Origin of the sequence: Bacteroides celer, assembly GCF_002632415.2 — a bacterium.
In the GTDB taxonomy this organism is placed as follows: Bacteria; Bacteroidota; Bacteroidia; order Bacteroidales; family Bacteroidaceae; genus Bacteroides.
This window is the reverse complement of sequence record NZ_CP178209.1, coordinates 3,487,601-3,505,982: the sequence shown is the minus strand read 5'-3', so window position 1 is coordinate 3,505,982 and position 18,382 is coordinate 3,487,601. Positions and strand designations below refer to the sequence as shown.

16 protein-coding genes and 1 pseudogene are annotated in these 18,382 nt (G+C 40.8%); 9 read left to right on the top strand and 8 right to left on the bottom strand.

Going from position 1 to position 18,382, the window contains the following annotated elements:
- The first annotated feature begins 189 nt into the window (after positions 1 to 189).
- Positions 190 to 705, top strand: a complete 516-nt coding sequence (locus tag CJF29_RS14275) for a hypothetical protein (RefSeq protein ID WP_099146515.1) — start codon at positions 190 to 192, stop codon at positions 703 to 705.
- Here CJF29_RS14275 and trpA read toward each other — a convergent pair.
- The 7 genes from trpA to trpB form a co-directional block, all read right to left on the bottom strand.
- Positions 610 to 1,380 carry a tryptophan synthase subunit alpha gene (gene trpA, locus CJF29_RS14270; RefSeq protein WP_099146516.1) on the bottom strand — a complete coding sequence of 257 codons (771 nt, stop codon included), beginning with the start codon at positions 1,378 to 1,380 and terminating at the stop codon, positions 610 to 612. The two genes, CJF29_RS14275 and trpA, sit on opposite strands and share 96 nt — an antisense overlap.
- Before the next feature lie 12 nt (positions 1,381 to 1,392).
- A complete protein-coding gene (locus CJF29_RS14265; RefSeq protein ID WP_099146517.1) occupies positions 1,393 to 2,022 on the bottom strand; it encodes a phosphoribosylanthranilate isomerase in 630 nt (209 codons plus the stop codon).
- 26 nt (positions 2,023 to 2,048) lie between these two features.
- Entirely contained in the window at positions 2,049 to 2,831 is a 783-nt protein-coding gene (gene trpC, locus CJF29_RS14260) for an indole-3-glycerol phosphate synthase TrpC (RefSeq protein ID WP_099146518.1), read from the bottom strand.
- A gap of 123 nt (positions 2,832 to 2,954) precedes the next feature.
- Positions 2,955 to 3,950 carry an anthranilate phosphoribosyltransferase gene (gene trpD / locus CJF29_RS14255; RefSeq protein WP_099146519.1) on the bottom strand — a complete coding sequence of 332 codons (996 nt, stop codon included), beginning with the start codon at positions 3,948 to 3,950 and terminating at the stop codon, positions 2,955 to 2,957.
- Positions 3,951 to 3,954: 4 nt separating this feature from the next.
- Positions 3,955 to 4,521 (bottom strand): anthranilate synthase component II, encoded by a 567-nt coding sequence (locus CJF29_RS14250; protein ID WP_085929820.1) that lies wholly within the window; start codon positions 4,519 to 4,521, stop codon positions 3,955 to 3,957.
- 109 nt (positions 4,522 to 4,630) lie between these two features.
- Positions 4,631 to 6,037, bottom strand: coding sequence for an anthranilate synthase component I family protein (locus CJF29_RS14245; protein WP_099146520.1), 1,407 nt, complete (start codon positions 6,035 to 6,037; stop codon positions 4,631 to 4,633).
- Between the two features lie 48 nt (positions 6,038 to 6,085).
- Positions 6,086 to 7,273, bottom strand: a complete 1,188-nt coding sequence (trpB, locus tag CJF29_RS14240; protein WP_099146521.1) for a tryptophan synthase subunit beta — start codon at positions 7,271 to 7,273, stop codon at positions 6,086 to 6,088.
- A gap of 359 nt (positions 7,274 to 7,632) precedes the next feature.
- Here trpB and CJF29_RS14235 point away from each other — a divergent pair, with 359 nt between their 5' ends.
- Positions 7,633 to 7,773, top strand: a complete 141-nt coding sequence (locus CJF29_RS14235) for a hypothetical protein (RefSeq protein ID WP_004300101.1) — start codon at positions 7,633 to 7,635, stop codon at positions 7,771 to 7,773.
- 79 nt (positions 7,774 to 7,852) lie between these two features.
- Positions 7,853 to 8,998, top strand: coding sequence for an iron-containing alcohol dehydrogenase (locus tag CJF29_RS14230; protein WP_004300100.1), 1,146 nt, complete (start codon positions 7,853 to 7,855; stop codon positions 8,996 to 8,998).
- Between the two features lie 76 nt (positions 8,999 to 9,074).
- On the opposite strand, the gene CJF29_RS14225 is transcribed toward CJF29_RS14230, so the two are convergent.
- A complete protein-coding gene (locus CJF29_RS14225; RefSeq protein ID WP_099146524.1) occupies positions 9,075 to 10,700 on the bottom strand; it encodes an ATP-binding protein in 1,626 nt (541 codons plus the stop codon).
- 150 nt (positions 10,701 to 10,850) lie between these two features.
- On the opposite strand from CJF29_RS14225, the gene CJF29_RS14220 reads away from it, so the two are divergent.
- The 6 genes and pseudogenes from CJF29_RS14220 to CJF29_RS14195 all read left to right on the top strand — a co-directional run bounded on the left by CJF29_RS14220 (position 10,851) and on the right by CJF29_RS14195 (position 18,235).
- Positions 10,851 to 10,931 (top strand): hypothetical protein, encoded by an 81-nt coding sequence (locus CJF29_RS14220; protein ID WP_350472325.1) that lies wholly within the window; start codon positions 10,851 to 10,853, stop codon positions 10,929 to 10,931.
- Between the two features lie 106 nt (positions 10,932 to 11,037).
- The gene (locus tag CJF29_RS14215; RefSeq protein ID WP_004300098.1) at positions 11,038 to 12,897 is read left to right on the top strand and encodes an SLC13 family permease; all 1,860 of its coding nucleotides are present in this window, start codon (positions 11,038 to 11,040) and stop codon (positions 12,895 to 12,897) included.
- Between the two features lie 360 nt (positions 12,898 to 13,257).
- Positions 13,258 to 15,597, top strand: a complete 2,340-nt coding sequence (locus tag CJF29_RS14210) for an LruC domain-containing protein (protein WP_099146522.1) — start codon at positions 13,258 to 13,260, stop codon at positions 15,595 to 15,597.
- A 137-nt stretch (positions 15,598 to 15,734) separates the two neighbouring features.
- Entirely contained in the window at positions 15,735 to 16,106 is a 372-nt protein-coding gene (locus CJF29_RS14205) for a hypothetical protein (protein WP_255299352.1), read from the top strand.
- Between the two features lie 865 nt (positions 16,107 to 16,971).
- Positions 16,972 to 17,241, top strand: a pseudogene (locus CJF29_RS14200) (two-component regulator propeller domain-containing protein); the annotation flags it as partial.
- Positions 17,242 to 17,257: 16 nt separating this feature from the next.
- The gene (locus tag CJF29_RS14195) at positions 17,258 to 18,235 is read left to right on the top strand and encodes an IS982 family transposase (RefSeq protein ID WP_070752807.1); all 978 of its coding nucleotides are present in this window, start codon (positions 17,258 to 17,260) and stop codon (positions 18,233 to 18,235) included.
- Positions 18,236 to 18,382 lie beyond the last annotated feature (147 nt).

The window sequence follows — 18,382 nt, the reverse complement described above, 5'->3', positions numbered from 1 at the left end:
CTGTTGAAATGATGGCAAAGATACGGATTTAATGTGAATAATGAGCGGTAAATATCGAATTATATGAAGCTGGAAGGCAAAGTTAAAAAAAATGCCAGATGTCTCATTTTTGAGACATAGGGTATGAAAAAAAAAGCTCACCTTTGAGGTGCGTTAGACAAAGTGTCCGACTCTAAAAAAAACAATGAAATGAAGAAGAAAATGACGAGGAAAAACCTGCCAAAAAAGGTGCTGAAAAATGTGATGAAAAAAAGCTCTGAAACACCGATGAATAAAGGGCGAAAACCGAATAAAACCCAAGAGAGGAAAAGAGAAGAGAAGAGAAATATTACTTCTGTTGTAAACAACAGCAGCAATATTGGCAAAAAAAAGAGTGCTTCTGTTGTTGCTTATGCTGGTTTTCGAACGTTGGATGCTGTGTATGGTCGGGGCTATTCATACGACGTCCAACTTCTCGTTTCTGTTTTGCCCAAGGCTTCTCTTTGTTCAGCCCACGTCTCGCCTCTGCCCGTCCCACGGGTGAGCTACCGTTTCCCCACGTCTTACGGCAACCAACCCGCGGGCTGCGGAAACAACACCGCGGGCTGTGGAGGTTTTCGTCCGGGGCTTTTACTTCAGGGCTTCTTTCAGCCGGACAATCGCTTTTTCAGGATCTTTCTCTTCTTCGAGCAGCGAGACAAATTTGCTGCCAATGATAGCTCCTGAAGCGTGTTCGCAAGCAGCCTGGAAAGTTGCCTTGTTGGAGATTCCGAATCCCACCATCAACGGGTTGGTCAGGTGCATATCCTCGATTTTTTTGAAGTATGCCCGTTTTTGTTCGTTGAAGTCTTGTTGGGCTCCGGTGGTTGCGGCCGATGAAACCATGTAGATGAATCCGTCAGTATGCGCGTCTATTTCGCGTATTCGCTCTTCGCTTGTTTCGGGGGTGATGAGCATAATCACTTTGATACTGTAGCGTTCGGCAATGATGCGATAGTGTTCCTGGTAATCACGGAAAGGAAGATCGGGGATAATGACACCATCGATGCCACATTCTACGCAGTTGCGGCAGAAGCGTTCGAATCCGAATTGCATGATGGGGTTGAGGTAACCCATCAGAACGAGGGGGATGTGTACGTGCTGGCGGATGTCGCGCAACTGCTGGAAAAGGAGTTTCAGAGACATACCGTTGCGGATTGCCTGGGTAGCGGCATTTTGGATGACAACACCGTCTGCCATGGGATCGCTGAACGGGATTCCGATTTCAATCATACCGACTCCGTGTCTCTCGAGCGTGCGGATTACTTCGGCCGTACCGTCCAGGGTGGGAGTGCCGGCGCAGAAATAAATGGAAAGGATGTCTTTTTGGTTGCTGGTGAAAAGCTTATTAATTTTATTCATGATGTTGAAATTTTAAAAGGATGATGCTAATTGGTTTAAAAATGCCTGGATGCGTTCCGGGTCTTTTTCTCCGGGTTTGATTTCAAAACGGCTGTTGAGGTCGTAGCCGGCAAGCCGGGGATGCCGGAATTCGTTTAAGGCGTTGACGCTGTATTGGTTGATACCACCGCTCAAAAGGAAGGGCGTTTGTCCGTCGTACGTATGCAGCATGCTCCAGTCAAACAGATTTCCCGAACCACCGTATTGCTTGCAGGGGGTGTCGAACAGGAAAAGAGCGCAGGCTTCTTCGTAGTCGTGCACCTTTGTCAAGTCTTGGGGACGGCTTACTGAAAAGGCTTTGATGATTTTCAATCCTGTAGCGTGTAAAGACTGGCAGTATTCCGGTGATTCATTGCCGTGGAGTTGCACATAGTCCAGTCCGAAACGATCGGCATACATGCTGACCGCTTGCTTGTCTTCATTCACGAAGACTCCGACACGCCGGGCATGAACGGGCAGGTAAGCCGGAAGCTCGCAGACGCATCGGGGAGATTTAGGATAGAAGATGAATCCCAGCATATCTATGCCTTCGATGGCCTCTACGTCCTGTATGTTTTCGGTTTCTCGCATCCCGCATACTTTGATGATTTTTCCGTTAATCATAGGGCTGTCTGTTTTGAATCATTGGTTTATTGAATGGCTTGCAGGAAATTCCGTAAGGTTTCTTCCGGTTGCTGCGTTTTCATAAATGTCTCGCCGATCAGGAATCCCCGGAATCCGGCTGCCCGGAGGCGTTTTACTATTTCCGAGTCGGAGATACCGCTTTCAGATACCAATACAGCATCTTGAGGAAGTTGTCCGGCCAGGCGGAAAGAGTTTTCTACATCGGTAAAGAAAGTACCCAGATTACGGTTGTTGATACCTACCATATCTATTTCTTTGTTGATGTATGCCAATTCCTCGGAACTATGAATCTCTAACAGGACCTCCAGACCTAATCTATGGGCTTTCTCTGCAAGTTCATGGCATTTTTCCTGTTCCAGTGCGGCTGCGATAAGAAGTACGGCATCTGCACCGACAATTTTAGCTTGATAAAGCTGATATTCGTCGATGATGAAGTCTTTTCTAAGAATGGGAATTTCCACCAAAGGGCGTGCGGTGCGGATATCTTTCAGGCTTCCTCCGAAAAACTTCTCGTCAGTAAGGATGGAAAGGGCGGAGGCGCCTGCTGCCGCATAGGAGGGAACAATCTCTTCCGGGCACGCTTCTTCCTTTATCCAGCCTTTGGAAGGAGAGCGTCGCTTGAACTCGGCAATAATTCCCGATGCGGAAGAGGCTAATGCCTGCTTCATGGAGCGGGAGGCCGGAGCTTCACTGATACCTTCCTGTAATTGTTCGATAGAGATAGCCTGCTTTTGCAGGTCTACTTCAAATCGCTTGTTTGCAATAATCTCGGATAATATATCTTTCATACTTTAATTGATATTCATGATGATTTAGGCACGGATTACGCGGATTACACGGATTTTACGGCTTCGGATTAACAAGAAACCGTGTCATCCGCGTAATCCGTGCCTAATTTTACATTTAACTATTTAACTATTTAACTCAATGAATTTCTTCAAAGTTGCTAATGCTCGTCCGCTTTCCAATGACTCTTTGGCGAGGGCGATACATTCTTCAATTGTCTTTACCGGACGAATCACATGGATAGCGAAAGCGGAGTTGACTATCACTACATTTTTTTGAGCTTCCGTAGCTGTATTATTCATGATACGGTCGAAAATCTTGGCTGCATCTTCCGGTGTTTGTCCGCCATCCAGGTCAGTTTCTTTATAGCGGGAGAAGCCGAGACTCTCGGGAGTATAAATCTTTTCATGATCGCCGGTTGCCACTTTAAACTCATTGGTCAGAGAAATCTCATCATATCCGTCAAGGCTATGAACAACGGCAAATTTCGTTTTACTTTCCTGATAAGTATAGGTGTAAAGGCGAAGTAACGGGAGATTGTAAACTCCTAACAGTTGATAAGCCGGTAATACCGGATTTACCAATGGACCGAGCATGTTGAAGAATGTGCGAACTGCCAATCCTTTACGAACCGGAGCTACTGCTTTTAATGCCGGATTGAATAAAGGAGCATGCAGATAAGCAAGATTGCATTTTTCCATGCTACGACGTAGTTGATCGACGTCACTGGTGAACTTTACACCGTGTTGCTCCATTACATTACTGGCGCCACTGACCGATGTTGCTCCATAATTACCATGTTTCACAACCGGAAAGCCGGCTCCGGCAACAGTGAAACAAGAAGCTGTGGAAATATTAAATGTATTTTTTCCGTCACCTCCGGTTCCTACGATATCTATCGGAGCAAATTCACTCAAATCAACCGGAATACGCATTTCAAGCAATGCGTCGCGGAAACCGCATAATTCTTCCACAGAGATATTACGCATCAGAAAGACGGTAATTAAAGAGGCTACCTGTACATCATTATATTTTCCTTGTGCGATGTTCTGTAAAATGGTGCGAGCTTCATCGCGTCCCAGATATTGATGTTCGAAAAGTTTGTATAGAATCTGTTTCATAAGTTTAATCGTTTAAGAAGTTTTTGATAATTTCTTTTCCTTGCGGAGTTAATACTGATTCGGGATGGAACTGAATTCCATGTACATTATACGTTTTATGGCGGATTGCCATGATTTGTCCTTCCTGACTTTCTGCCGTTATTTCCAGGCAGTCGGGAAAGCCTTCCCTGCTGACTACCCAGGAATGGTATCTTCCGACAGGGATTTCTTTTCCTAGTCCTTCAAAAAGTAGATCCTGACGAATGATGCTAACCGGGGTTTGTACTCCATGATATACTTCTTTGAGGTTTTCCAGGCGTGCTCCGAAGGCTTCGCCGATAGCTTGATGACCCAGGCAGACCCCCAAAATGCTTTTGGTCGGAGCATATCTTTTAATAATAGGTAATAGCAGCCCGGCCTCTTCGGGTATGCCCGGTCCGGGAGACAGGATGATTTTATCAAAACGATCTACTTCATCAAGCTCTATCTGGTCGTTGCGGACTACTTCTACATCTGTAGCCCCTAATTCTTTCACTACATGTAGCAGGTTATAAGTGAAAGAGTCGTAGTTATCTAAAAGTAATATTTTCATTTTTAATTTTAATTAGTTTGTTTACCAATTTTATGCAGCCATCGTGCATAACTCTATGCAGCCATCGTGTATAGCTTGGGAGTGATTTATCCGTTATCACTATATTCGGTTAGTTCTTTAATTTTACGGCTAAATCAATCGCTTTTTTCAGTGCTCCCAATTTGTTGTTTACCTCTTGCAGTTCATATTCATCCTGGCTGCGTGCTACAATACCTCCTCCGGCTTGGAACCAGAGTTCGTTGTTGCGGCTTACAAAAGTGCGGATAGTGATAGCCTGATTTAATTCGCCATTTAATCCGATAAAACCGATACAACCACCGTATGCTCCACGATTATGTGGCTCGATTTCACTGATCAACTGCATAGCGCGTACTTTGGGGGCGCCGCTTAATGTGCCGGCTGGGAACGTATCAATAAACGTTTTTATTTTGTCCGCGCCTTCATTCAGCATACCACTGACACGGCTTACCAGGTGAATGACATGGCTATAATATTGCGGCTCTTTGTAGAACACCACTCGTACGTCATGGCAATTACGTGAAAGGTCGTTTCTGGCAAGATCAACCAGCATGACATGTTCTGCATTTTCTTTAGGATCAGCCAGTAAAGCTTCTGTCAGTTCCCGGTCTTTTACTGTATCTCCGGTACGGCGGGTAGTTCCGGCAATCGGATCGATGTAAGCACGACCATCTTCGATTTTGCAATGTGTTTCCGGTGAAGAGCCGAAGATGCGGTATCCTCCGAAATCGAAGTAGAAAAGATAAGGAGAAGGATTGATGCTGCGGAGTGCGCGGTAAACTTTGAAATCATCTCCGGCGTATGGTTGGATAAATCTTCTGGAAAGCACGATTTGAAAAACATCTCCGCGCATACAGTGTGCGATTCCTTTGCGAACATTGGCTTTATGCTCTTCGTCAGTAATGGAGCTGGTTACAGGACCTGTTACAGAGAAATTGTAGGAAGCATAATTTCGGTTCTCGATGGCTGCTTCCAGTTCCGGCAAGCCGCTTTCTTCTCCTTCGGACAACATTTCAACCAGTGTCAATTCATTTTTGAAATGATTGAAAACAATGACATACTTATATAATATGTATAGCAAATCCGGAGCATCATTCTGCTCATCGTGACTTTCTTTCACCGGGATATGCTCGAAGTACTTCACGGCATTAAACGTCGTGTATCCGTAAAGTCCGCATACATTCTTGTCATCTCCGGTCACCTGGAATTGATTGATAAACCGGTTCATGGCCTTTTCTACATGGAAGGTTTTTGTCAGCGGTTCTTCCGTGCGGCTGTTATCGGGATAGTTGGCAGTGACAATGCCGCCGTTTATGCCGATACTTGCCAAGGGGCAGAGGGCTATAAATGACAAGGAATTTTCTCCGGCATGATAATCGGAACTTTCCATTAATGCGGATTGCGGATACATGTCGCGCACTTTCAGGTAAATGCTGACGGGAGTATGCATATCTCCGAGCACTTGTTTGCTATGAGTTGTATAATTAAATGTTTTCATTTTTATAATTGCTTGATTATTGATTACGAATGATGGTTTACTAATTACTTATTGCTGTTCATTAAACGACAAATAGGTTTCAATATCTTTGTCTCCTCGTCCTGAAACAGTCAATACAACGATATCTTCCGGTTTGAACTTCAATTTTTTTAACGCTCCTAATGCATGGGCAGATTCCAGTGCAGGGATAATACCTTCGAGTTTAGTCAGTTCGTAAGCGGCTTCTATTGCTTCGTCGTCATTGATTGCCAAAACGTTGGCACGTCTTTGTGCGGCAAGATTGGCGTGTATCGGACCAATGCCCGGATAATCCAGTCCGGCGGAAATCGAGTAAGGCTCTTCAATCTGTCCGTCTTCGTTTTGGATGACGTAAGTACGCGCTCCGTGGATAATTCCCATTTTACCGAGTTGGATGGTGGCGGCGGTCATTCCGGTTTCTATTCCTTTACCTCCGGCTTCCGCCAGAATGATGCCTACCCGTTCATCATTGATATAATGATAAATCGTTCCGGCAGCATTACTTCCTCCTCCAACGCAGGCTATCAGATAATCCGGATAGTCACGTCCTTCTTTTTCTTGCAGTTGTTTTTTTATTTCTTCGCTGATAACAGATTGCAGGCGTGCCACCATATCAGGATAAGGATGAGGGCCTACGGTAGAGCCGATAATATAATAAGTGTCGGCAGGATGGCAACACCAGTCGCGGATCGCTTCGTTGGTTGCGTCTTTCAAGGTCATGTTTCCGGAAGTAACGGGAATAACGGTAGCTCCCAGCATTTTCATTTTCTCCACATTGATATGTTGGCGTTCTACATCCGTCTTTCCCATATAAACGATACATTCCATATCCATCAACGCACATACGGTAGCTGTTGCTACTCCATGTTGTCCGGCTCCGGTTTCGGCGATGATGCGTTTCTTTCCCATGCGGCGTGCCAGCAAGATTTGTCCGATGGTGTTGTTGATTTTGTGTGCACCGGTATGATTCAGGTCTTCCCGTTTCAGATACAACTTGCAACCATACTTTTCGGAAAGGCGTTTTGCCAGATAGAGTGGGGAAGGACGTCCTACGTAGTCGCGTAATAACTGCTCAAATTCCTTTTTAAATTCTTCGCTTTCAATCACTTCGAGGTACTTGCTCGTCAGTTCCTCAACACATTTGTGGAGGATTTCCGGTACATAAGCACCACCGAATTCTCCGTAATAGCCATCCTGGTCAACTAAAAAACTTTTCATAATCCTATCTATTTTTTATGTTATTATCTAAATCTGTTCGAAAATGGGCAAATAAAAAGAGCCCTGCCGCAAGTTGCGACAGGGCTCTTTCAAATCTGTTATATCTTTAATGAGGTATATACATACGAGCACTGCTCCCTTACGACTGTCGGAGTTGTAACGGGTGCCACCACCAATATGTATTTACTAACATTGTTCTCATTGTCTTTTGTAATTTTATGGGGGCAAATATAGACACTTTGTTTGAAACAGCAAACAAAAAATGACTTTTTTTCTCTTTTGCCTTCATTTTTCTGATATAGAACAATTTTCAACCTGAACTGTTCTTATAAATATTGAATATTTAAACAAAAACAATTATGAAACAGAGAAAAGTTTTAGTAGGTATCGCTATTGCCATTTTCATTATATTATTATTGTATTGGTTATTGGTAGCAGAGGATATGAAACCCTGGTTGTCGGCTATGGTTCCTTCCGTGGCACAACAATTCTTCGCTTGATTCTGACAGGGTTCGGATAAATCATATATCTTTGCAAGGATAGTGACTAATAACCAAAATAATAACAATAGACTAAGATATGGAAAATTTTATTTTTCAAAATCCCGTGAAACTGATAATGGGAAAAGGGATGATTGCTCGGTTGGCTAAAGAAATACCGTCCGACAAGCGTATTATGATTACTTTTGGCGGTGGAAGCGTGAAGAAAAACGGAGTGTACGATCAGGTAAAGGAAGCATTGAAGAATCATTTTACAGTAGAATTCTGGGGAATCGAACCCAATCCTGCCATTGAAACTCTCCGTAAAGCTATTGCTTTGGGAAAAGAAGAGAAAGTAGATTATCTGCTGGCTGTTGGTGGTGGTTCCGTTATTGACGGTACGAAATTGATTTCCGCAGGAATCCTGTATGATGGTGATGCCTGGGATTTAGTACTTGCCGGACGTCCAGTCACTCATACTGTACCTCTTGCCACTGTATTGACTTTGCCCGCTACCGGTTCGGAGATGAATAACGGGGCAGTTATTTCCCGTCGTGAAACAAAAGAGAAATATCCTTTTTATGCTAACTATCCAATCTTCTCTATTCTTGACCCGGAAGTAACCTTTACCTTGCCTCCTCATCAGGTGGCCTGTGGTTTGGCTGATACCTTTGTTCATGTGATGGAGCAATATATGACTACTCCCGGGCAGAGCCGTATTATGGATCGTTGGGCGGAAGGCATTTTACAAACTTTGGTAGAAATAGCTCCGAAAATCCGTGAAAACCAGCATGATTATCAACTGATGGCTGATTTTATGCTTTCGGCTACAATGGCATTGAATGGATTTATTGCTATGGGAGTGTCGCAAGACTGGGCAACTCACATGATTGGCCATGAAATTACTGCTTTGCACGGATTGACACATGGTCATACGTTAGCCATTGTTCTTCCTGCCACTTTACAGGTGCTTCATGAAGAAAAAGGAGATAAACTTTTGCAGTATGGTGAAAGAGTCTGGGGAATTACTTCCGGTACGCGAGAAGAACGGATTGATGAAGCGATTTGTCATACCGAAGAGTTCTTCCGTTCACTTGGGCTGACTACACGTTTGCATGAGGAGAACATCGGACAGGATACTATTCTGGAAATCGAACGCCGATTCAATGAACGTGGTGCTAAATATGGAGAGAATGGAAATGTAACGGGTGCTGTTGCCCGCAGGATATTAGAGACTGCACTTTAAGCATACTCTTACATTAAGAATATAGGATAAAGAGGATATTGGAACATACTTTTCACCATATCCTCTTTTCTTTTTATTATTTCTCAATTTTCTCTGACCTTGGAATTCTGGACCAGAAGCGAGAGCCTTCTCCTTCTTTAGATTCCACTCCGATAACCCCGCCCAGTCTTTCTACTATGACACGGCAGATGGCTAGTCCGAGTCCTGTCCCTTTAATAAAGGAGTTCAGTTTGACGAAGCGTTCAAACACTTTATCTATCTTGTCAGCAGGAATTCCGATACCTGTATCTTTTACATAAAAGTATATTTCATCTTTGGCTTCTTCAATCCGGTATCCCATTTCGATAGAACCTTTAGGGGTGAATTTCAAAGCATTATTTGTAAAGTTGATGATAACCTGTGATAGACGTATGCGGTCGGTATACATCATGCATTGATCTGCTTTCTCTGTGAATAAGATTTGAACGTCTGGGGAAGAATTCTTTTCTTGCATTTGTCTGCAAATACCTTCCATCAATTCGTTGATATCAGTCTGTGCAAATGTGAATTCCATAGTACCGGCTTCAATTTTAGAAAGATCGAGGATGTCGTCTATTAGTTGCAATAATAAGATATTGTTGCTGGAGATGATTTTTACAAATTCTTTTCTCTCTTCCTCTTCCTCCGTTTGGCAAACCATTTCGGAGAATCCTACAATCGCATTTAGCGGGGTTCGTATTTCATGGCTCATATTAGCGAGAAAGGCAGATTTGAGCCGATTGGATTCTTCGGCTTTTTCCTTTGCTTCCTGCAGCATTTTGTCCATCTTTAATTTTTCAGTGATGTTTTCAAAACGAAGTAATCCTCCAATAATTTCAGTTTCCTTTTCATCGCCGAATACAGGTGTTGCGGTCACTTCAAAATCTACATTGTCTACTCTGATGGTATGCCGGATAATTTTGCCCTGTTCGATAGCTTTCTTGAAAGCACATTGTCCACACGGTTCATTACGAAGTGCACTGGTCTGATAGCAAATTTTTCCCGGTATGTATCGTCTGCCTTTTACCAGGCTGGCTATTTGTCTTGTTTCCTCCCATTGTACCCGGTAATTTTTATCAATATAGATAAGGCCGAAGTCGATACTTTTTAGAGCTAGTTTTTGCTTCTTCAATGCTTTTTCCAGTTCTTCCTTGGCGGCAACTAATTCTCTTTCATAATTCTTGAGTTGTGTGATATCCCACCGGGTTGCCAACAGCCATTTCTTTTCTCCTTCCCATGAAATAATAGATTTAACGGCAATAGTATCATGGGTGATTCCATCGGGAGTGGTGTATTTCTCTTCTTTGCGATATACTTTGCCTGCTTGTATGAGTTCTTTGTCGATATGCCGGTATTTTTCACCTCTTTCTTCTCCATAAATTTCATAATCAGTATGTCCGATGGCTTCTTCACTGCTAATGCCGGATTGAGCGGCTGATTCTTTATTCCAGTAATAGTATCGGAAATCGTTTGTTATATCTTTTACAAAGATGGGGAAAGGAAGGTTATCGAGAATATCAAAGGAGAAACGGTAGGAATGATTGGCCTTTTTAATCGTTTTTTGTAATTTACGGATTCTATATAGTAAGATGCTGATGACAAGGAGCAAAATAACTACTAGTAAATAATTATAACCCCAATGAACTTTGTTAATCCAATAATTTAACAAAATATTGTTTGCCATAAAATGTTTGATATAAATGAGGTGTAAAGATATGAATTGTTCTTTAACTTTCAAAAAATAATACATAAATATATTGTCTTTCAACATTATATTGTGAGACTGTAATTATATGCGATGAAGAAATAGTGGAGGTATGGTGTCTTGTAGTTCTTGTATGGTATCATATTTTGCTTGATTTCGAGTCTTTTTTTAGAGAGAAAATGTATTAAAATATTAAATGATGTCTCATGAACTAAAATCATTTCTAGTTTGTTTTAATAACGCTGGAGTATTTTCTATTTTTGTTCACCTAAATAAGTTTTGATAGAGTCAAAATAAAACAATCATTTAATTACGTATGCTAATAACCATTATTATTCTCGTTCTTTCGGCTGTCTTTTTCGTGAACGGCAAGGTTCGTTCGGATATTGTGGCACTGTGTGCACTGATAGCCTTACTTATTTTTCAGATATTAACTCCTGATGAAGCACTTTCCGGTTTTTCTAATTCGGTAGTCATTATGATGATCGGATTGTTTGTAGTGGGAGGGGCTATCTTTCAAACGGGATTGGCAAAGATGATTAGTTCCCGTATTCTTAAACTTGCGGGAACCAGTGAGATCCGGTTATTTCTGTTGGTGATGTTGGTGACTTCGGCCATTGGTGCGTTTGTCAGTAACACAGGAACGGTGGCACTGATGCTTCCTATTGTTGTCAGTCTGGCAATGAGTGCCGGTATGAATCCGAGCAGGCTGTTGATGCCGTTGGCTTTTGCAAGTAGTATGGGAGGTATGATGACTTTAATCGGTACTCCGCCGAACCTTGTGATACAAAATACGTTGACTTCTGCCGGACTTGAACCGCTTTCCTTCTTCTCTTTCCTGCCTGTCGGCATTGTCTGTGTGATTGTCGGTACGCTGGTATTGATGCCACTTAGCAAATGGTTTCTTTCTAAAAAAGGCCAGAAAGATGATAATAAACGTTCGGGTAAGTCACTGAAACAGTTGGTAAATGAATATGGGCTTTCTAGCAATCTGTTTCGTTTGCAGGTAATAAAAGATTCCCGGCTTTTGGGCAAGACGATTATTGACTTGGATATTCGTCGCAAATATGGTTTGAATATCATGGAAGTGCGTCGTGGTGATGCATCGCAACATCGTTTTCTGAAAACGATTACCCAGAAGTTTGCTGCACCGGACACGATGTTGCAAGCCGAGGATATTTTGTATGTGACAGGAGAATTTGATAAGGTACAGCTTTTTGCAGAAGATTTCCTGCTAGAGATTTTAGGTGACCATGCAACGGAAGAAACTCAAAGCGCAACTAACTCTCTGGATTTTTATGACATCGGTATTGCTGAAATAGTGTTGATGCCAGCTTCTAATTTGATAAACCAAACAATTAAGGAAGCCGGTTTTCGTGATAAGTTTAATGTGAACGTATTAGGAATCCGTCGTAAAAAGGAATACTTGTTGCAGGATTTGGGAAATGAGCGGATTCATAGTGGTGATGTGCTTCTGGTTCAGGGAACGTGGAATAATATAGCTCGTCTTAGCAAGGAAGATTCTGATTGGGTTGTTTTGGGACAACCTTTGGCGGAAGCGGCTAAAGTTACATTAGATTATAAAGCTCCGGTAGCGGCTGCTATTATGGTATTAATGGTAGTAATGATGGTATTCGATTTTATTCCGGTTGCTCCGGTTACGGCTGTTATGATAGCGGGTATATTGATGGTATTAACCGGATGTTTCCGTAATGTAGAAGCAGCTTATAAAACGATCAACTGGGAGAGTATTGTATTGATTGCAGCTATGCTTCCTATGTCTCTGGCATTGGAGAAAACGGGAGCTTCGGAATACATTTCCAATACGCTGGTTAACGGCTTGGGATCATACGGACCTGTTGCGTTGATGGCAGGTATTTACTTTACGACTTCGTTGATGACGATGTTTATCAGCAATACAGCTACGGCTGTCTTACTCGCACCGATTGCTCTGCAAAGTGCCATACAGATCGGAGTAAGTCCGGTTCCCTTCTTGTTTGCTGTGACGGTAGGTGCAAGTATGTGTTTCGCTTCTCCATTCTCTACACCGCCTAACGCCCTGGTGATGCCTGCCGGTCAATATACTTTTATGGATTATGTAAAAGTAGGATTGCCGTTGCAGATTATTATGGGGATTGTGATGATTTTTGTTTTGCCTCTGATTTTCCCCTTTTAATTTTTAGTTTTTATCCTTTCAATAGGGAAATGAAAGAACTCGGGATTTTGTAGTGCTCTGTAGTACTGAATCTTTGTCGTTTAATTGAGAGTTGCATAGAATATGCAACTCTTTGTTTTTTGCTGCATACTGCAATGTTTATACTTCTAAGCTTTTAATATTCAATGATGTAGCCACCTATCTTTCAATAGAAATAATTAGATTTCCATCTTTTAAAAGATGTTAACTATGTACCGAAAAATACAACTTTAACTGTCTTTTATCTATAAATACAACTATCTTTGTGTGTTCATTACTGATTGTTGATTAGTGGTGATTTATATTTTGTGCAAATAAAGCAAACTTAAGCATTCAAAGATTATGAAACAGAACATTGCAAAAGTCTTCACTTTTTCGTTGTTGGCGTCCTCCATCAGCTTTACTAGTTGCGTTGATAATGAGAAAACTCTGTTTAATGCAGATCAACTGAAGCAAACTTACGAAGAAACCTTTCCTGTAAAGAACATCGATCCTAATGGAGATTGGACCATGTCGCATAAAGTGACGGCACATGTGTCGGTTAATGGAGATTTGGGCACAGATTATAAGATACAGATATTCGATGCTGACCCATTAAGCTCGGAAAGTACAGCAAAAATCTTAGCGGAAGGAACTGCCAATCAAAGTACAACTTTGAATGTCGTGATGGACTGTGCAACAGCTCTCAATAAAGTGTTTGTTGCACGTATAGACAATCATGGACATTATATGGTGCAGCCCGTAGCTATTGAAAATGGAGAAGTAACCGCACAACTTGGACATGAAAAGGATGTGCCTACACGCTCTATGTCACGAGCTGTAACGACGACAGGTATACCGGCTATGGCAGCTCCTTATACGGCTGATGATATTAGTAGTAAAAAAGCAATAGCTACTGATGTCCAAGCTGATTGGGATTTGGGTGCAGGTTTCGGATGGTTTGAATATGCTAAATTACCTGTATTCAAAGAAAAAGAACGTTGGTTTAAAATTCAGAGTGGTACTTTTAATAAAGGATTTACTACTACTGGAACCAGTGGTGGAGCCCAGGCTGTGAAAGTAATCGTTCCTCAAGGAAGTACATGGATTATTGAAAGTAGTTATCAATTTAGCGATATTACAGAAATTATAGTTGAGAATGGTGGGAAAGTAGAGATAGCTAAAAATGCGAGCTTGGTGTTGACAAATAAGTCTTATTTAACAGTAATGCCGGGCGGAAGTATCACGGGTAAGGGAACTATCCAAATAACAAATGGTTCTAGTGGATTTAAAAACTATAATGCGGGCACTATTAATTGCTCTGTATTAGATTTCAACGGTGGTGTGGGAGTCTTTTATAATTATGGATTACTTCAGTTGGAACGCTATGAAGCTTCAACAAATGGAATGGAACTGGTGAATCATGGTACTATGGAGGCTGAAAGTATCAATGGTAACAATAATACCAATATTAAAAATGGTTGTTATTTGAAAACCGGTAAATTCCAATTTGGCACACTTGTTATGGGGAATACTTCCGAAGCTATTTGCGAGGAGCTTGGTTATAATGGTAATGACAACGACATTGTAATGGAGGCGCAATCCATGTTGACTTGTACAGGTAAGGCTAGCTTATATAGAACTGTTACCGGTCCAACTGTGGGTACTGCTTTATTGAGAATTAATGAGATTGCTAATCTTAGTGGTTTGGCTCAATCTAATTCTAAAGTAACAAATAATATCATTTGTGAAATAACAGATCAGACATATAAAGGTGAAGCGCACTATGAATGGTCTCCTTTTGCATGGCTAGTAAATAAAGGATTGCAGCAAGACGCTACCTATTGTAATCCGGGTAAGGCTGATTTTATACTTCCTGCTGACGGTGAATGTATCAAAGAAGGATACAATTCAGATGAAAATCCGGATGATGTAGAGATTCGAAATGCAGTTTATTCCTATGCCTTTGAAGACAATTATCCGCAAGCGGGAGACTATGATTTCAATGATATTGTGTTGAATGTCAATTTGCCTGCTGCTGGTAATGATGTGAAAGAATTGAAATATATAGTCGACCTGCGTGCGGTTGGTGCCATAAAGCAATTAGGTGCTGGATTAAGAATACGAGGAATCGATAAAAGTAATGTGGAAGAGGTAAGTTTTGGTGCAGGTGCTACCCAACGTACCAATTCATTAAATTCTGGTATATTTGAAAATGCATCTTATGAAACGAACGGTAATGAACTTGTGATTCCTTTATTTGGAGATGCACATTATGTGTATGGATATACTGGATCACAACGTCCTATGTTGAATACGGGGAATGCTAGTACTCCTCTTACAGACATATATACTCTTGAAGTGAACATAAAACTCAAGAATGCAATAACCATCCCTAGTGTGACAGATGGCTTAGACTTCTTTATTGCATATAAGGGGGGAGCCCAAAAGAGAACAGAAATTCATCAGAATCAATTTAATTCGGCTACAGCGAATGGCCAATTAGCTGATAAGGAGGTGCTTGAGGTAATCAAGGCTGTTAATAATACATGGGCTCTTTGTGTACCTGAAAAGTTTGCTTATCCTACAGAGACAACAGTGATAACGAATGCATATTCTAAATTCGCCGACTGGGCGCACGATCAAAGTACAAATACTGACTGGTATAATACTGTAAACAGTAATAAGGTAATGAAGTATTAAGTCATTGATTTTATAAAAGATCAGTTGCTATAATAAATTCTACTGAATATAGAAAGACGATTAATATGAAGGATTTTCCCGATATTAATCGTCTTTTTTACATCATATACATCATATAAACTGTACATAGAACGGACATGAAATATTACCCTCCTAAGAAAAAGCCACTAAACTATTTTGAACGTCAACAGAAAAAGTTGCATCCAAAGAAGTATCATTATTACTTCTTCGATTATATGTATTATTGTGGCGAGAAATGGAGTGAGAAAGGAAAAGGATCAAGAACGAGCGGAATGATTGTACTCTTTTCATATTGGAGCTTTTGCATTATCCTGCCATTGTGTATGTACCTTTCTTCGGTTTCAATAGTATCACGTACAGATGGTTGGTATATCATTGGCCTGTTCTTTCTCTGTATCCCACCGGTCGTATTTTACATGTTACGTTATCGAACCAGACGCCGTTCTGCCCTTATGATTCATTATCGCCGTAGTGAATGGTGTAAATGAATCCCAGTGTGGCTGGCATGTTCAATGTGGTTTCCGCTTTGTATATTGGAACTCTGGGTATTGATCGGAATGGGATGGCTTTCAACATAAAGTTACTAAAAAAATGATTATCCTGATATTTGTATATGTAATTGAGGAATTCACTATCTCGTATGTTTTATTATTTTCCTCTGTTAGTAAGAAAATACCCTTGAATTACTGAAAAACTATGCTTGTTTTGTACAAAAATACCGCATATTTGCATAAAAAGCACCGTTATATTTGTGAAAAACATAAGGATAAAGTAAGCAAAAGCTGCGGATAGTGTAACTAAAAGCTATGGATAAAGTAAGTAAACTATTAGGATAGTGTCGCTATGCTATAAAAAATGTTGGTATTTTCTACTTTCCTTCCTTTGATTTCTCTATTTCTATCTTTGGTAATAGCAAATAGAAAAGAATAAAAAGAGGTCTCATGGATGCAAATGATGATGATTTGGTTGTATAAAGACTAAATAATATATCATAATGTTGATATGTTATGCTTGATCCTGAAATAATGACTTGGGGAAATACCTCTGTGGTGACAGAAAAACATTCTTTCCAAATGAAGGGTGGAAAGAAACGATTCCTGATATAGTAAGAATTACAAAGTGTCAGTAGTGACTTTTTGTAAAAAAGGAAAGGAGTTCTCCAATTATTTAAAAGGAAATAATAGTGAAATAGTCGTCAGTTACTAATATTTTGTATATTTGTAAAGGTGAGGGATTAACTATGCAGAGTGATTTCGCCATGCGATGGAGGCTTATTTTTAAATGTCTAATATTATGAAAAGACTTTTGTTATTAGTATTAATTAGTTATCCGGTATTGCTATTCGCTAATTTAATGACTAGTAATCAGTATTATTTTCGTTCATGGAACATCAACGATGGTTTATCGCAAAATAGTATATATGCTATTCTGCAAGATCATCTTGGCTTTATGTGGTTTGGTACTAAGGACGGATTGAATCGCTTTGATGGCACTTCTTTTCAAATATATTGCAAGGCTAACGGTATGCTGGGGAATAATTGTGTTACTGCACTCTATGAAGATAAGGAGGGATCTATTTGGATAGGTACCGATACCGGAGTTTATATCTACCCGTTGGCGGAATTAAATAAATAACCGTATGAGTATTAAAAAGTTGTACATATCACTGATATTTAGTAAATTAGTAGTGACCAAACTATTAATTACAATCAATTCCATGCACAACTTATATGCAATATTCGTAAGATTTCTCGACATCTGCAAGCAATTGGCCGATAATTTGGTGAATGAGTCCGGCAATATCCCAAGATGTGGAGTGGTTCCCAGGTTTTCGGACTTGGAGATAATAGCCCTAAGCCTGACATCAGAAGCGATCGGTATTGACAGTGAATCTTTTCTGTTTTCCAAGCTACAGGAATATAGGACGGAAATCCCGAATCTGGTCTCCCGTCGACAATATAATGACAGACGGAAATACACGTCTTCACTCTGTAAGGTCATTCGTGAGAGGATGGTTCAACGTCTGGATGGATGCGAAGAATACTTTTGCATAGATTCCAAACCGATAGAGGTTTGTCGCTTAGCTCGTGCAAGACGATGCAAGATGGGGAAGAATAATTATGAAAAATCTCCTGCAATCGGCTATTGCGCCTCCCAAGGTGTATATTACTATGGTTATAAATTACATGCTCTCTGCGGATTGAACGGGGTTGTACATTCATTTGACCTGACAAAGGCCAATGTACACGACATTCATTATTTGAAGGATATAAGGACAGAATATAACAATTGCACTCTCATCGGTGATAAGGGATATATCAGCACAGAGATACAATTGGATTTGTTTGAAACAGTAAATATTAGTCTTGAAGTGCCATATCGGTCAAATCAGAAGGACTGGAAACCCACATTCGCTCCATTTGCGAAGTTCAGAAAGAGAATTGAGACACTTTTTTCACAGCTTTGTGATCAATTTATGATTGTTCGGAACTATGCAAAGGATATAGAAGGATTGTTCACCCGCATTATCGGGAAAATTAGCGCATTGACAATCCTACAATATATTAACAAACTAAATGGAAGACCCATTGGAAGAATTAAATATGCGCTGATTTAATTCCGCCAACGGGTATATCTATTCTATTTCCCGGGAAAACTCATATTTTTTTGATGTAAAAACCGCTGATGGTTTAGGTATCAACCGTTCTGTATATATGATTGGTGAGAATAAAGGGTGTATTTATATATCTTCTGCCGATGGATT

Bases quoted from the DNA above. Each gene is read 5' to 3' on its own strand.
- CJF29_RS14275 (WP_099146515.1), top strand. From the start codon at position 190: ATGAAGAAGAAAATGACGAGGAAAAACCTGCCAAAAAAGGTGCTGAAA.
- trpA (WP_099146516.1), bottom strand. From the start codon at position 1,380: ATGAATAAAATTAATAAGCTTTTCACCAGCAACCAAAAAGACATCCTT.
- CJF29_RS14265 (WP_099146517.1), bottom strand. From the start codon at position 2,022: ATGATTAACGGAAAAATCATCAAAGTATGCGGGATGCGAGAAACCGAA.
- trpC (WP_099146518.1), bottom strand. From the start codon at position 2,831: ATGAAAGATATATTATCCGAGATTATTGCAAACAAGCGATTTGAAGTA.
- trpD (WP_099146519.1), bottom strand. From the start codon at position 3,950: ATGAAACAGATTCTATACAAACTTTTCGAACATCAATATCTGGGACGC.
- CJF29_RS14250 (WP_085929820.1), bottom strand. From the start codon at position 4,521: ATGAAAATATTACTTTTAGATAACTACGACTCTTTCACTTATAACCTG.
- CJF29_RS14245 (WP_099146520.1), bottom strand. From the start codon at position 6,037: ATGAAAACATTTAATTATACAACTCATAGCAAACAAGTGCTCGGAGAT.
- trpB (WP_099146521.1), bottom strand. From the start codon at position 7,273: ATGAAAAGTTTTTTAGTTGACCAGGATGGCTATTACGGAGAATTCGGT.
- CJF29_RS14235 (WP_004300101.1), top strand. From the start codon at position 7,633: ATGAAACAGAGAAAAGTTTTAGTAGGTATCGCTATTGCCATTTTCATT.
- CJF29_RS14230 (WP_004300100.1), top strand. From the start codon at position 7,853: ATGGAAAATTTTATTTTTCAAAATCCCGTGAAACTGATAATGGGAAAA.
- CJF29_RS14225 (WP_099146524.1), bottom strand. From the start codon at position 10,700: ATGGCAAACAATATTTTGTTAAATTATTGGATTAACAAAGTTCATTGG.
- CJF29_RS14215 (WP_004300098.1), top strand. From the start codon at position 11,038: ATGCTAATAACCATTATTATTCTCGTTCTTTCGGCTGTCTTTTTCGTG.
- CJF29_RS14210 (WP_099146522.1), top strand. From the start codon at position 13,258: ATGAAACAGAACATTGCAAAAGTCTTCACTTTTTCGTTGTTGGCGTCC.
- CJF29_RS14205 (WP_255299352.1), top strand. From the start codon at position 15,735: ATGAAATATTACCCTCCTAAGAAAAAGCCACTAAACTATTTTGAACGT.
- CJF29_RS14195 (WP_070752807.1), top strand. From the start codon at position 17,258: ATGAGTATTAAAAAGTTGTACATATCACTGATATTTAGTAAATTAGTA.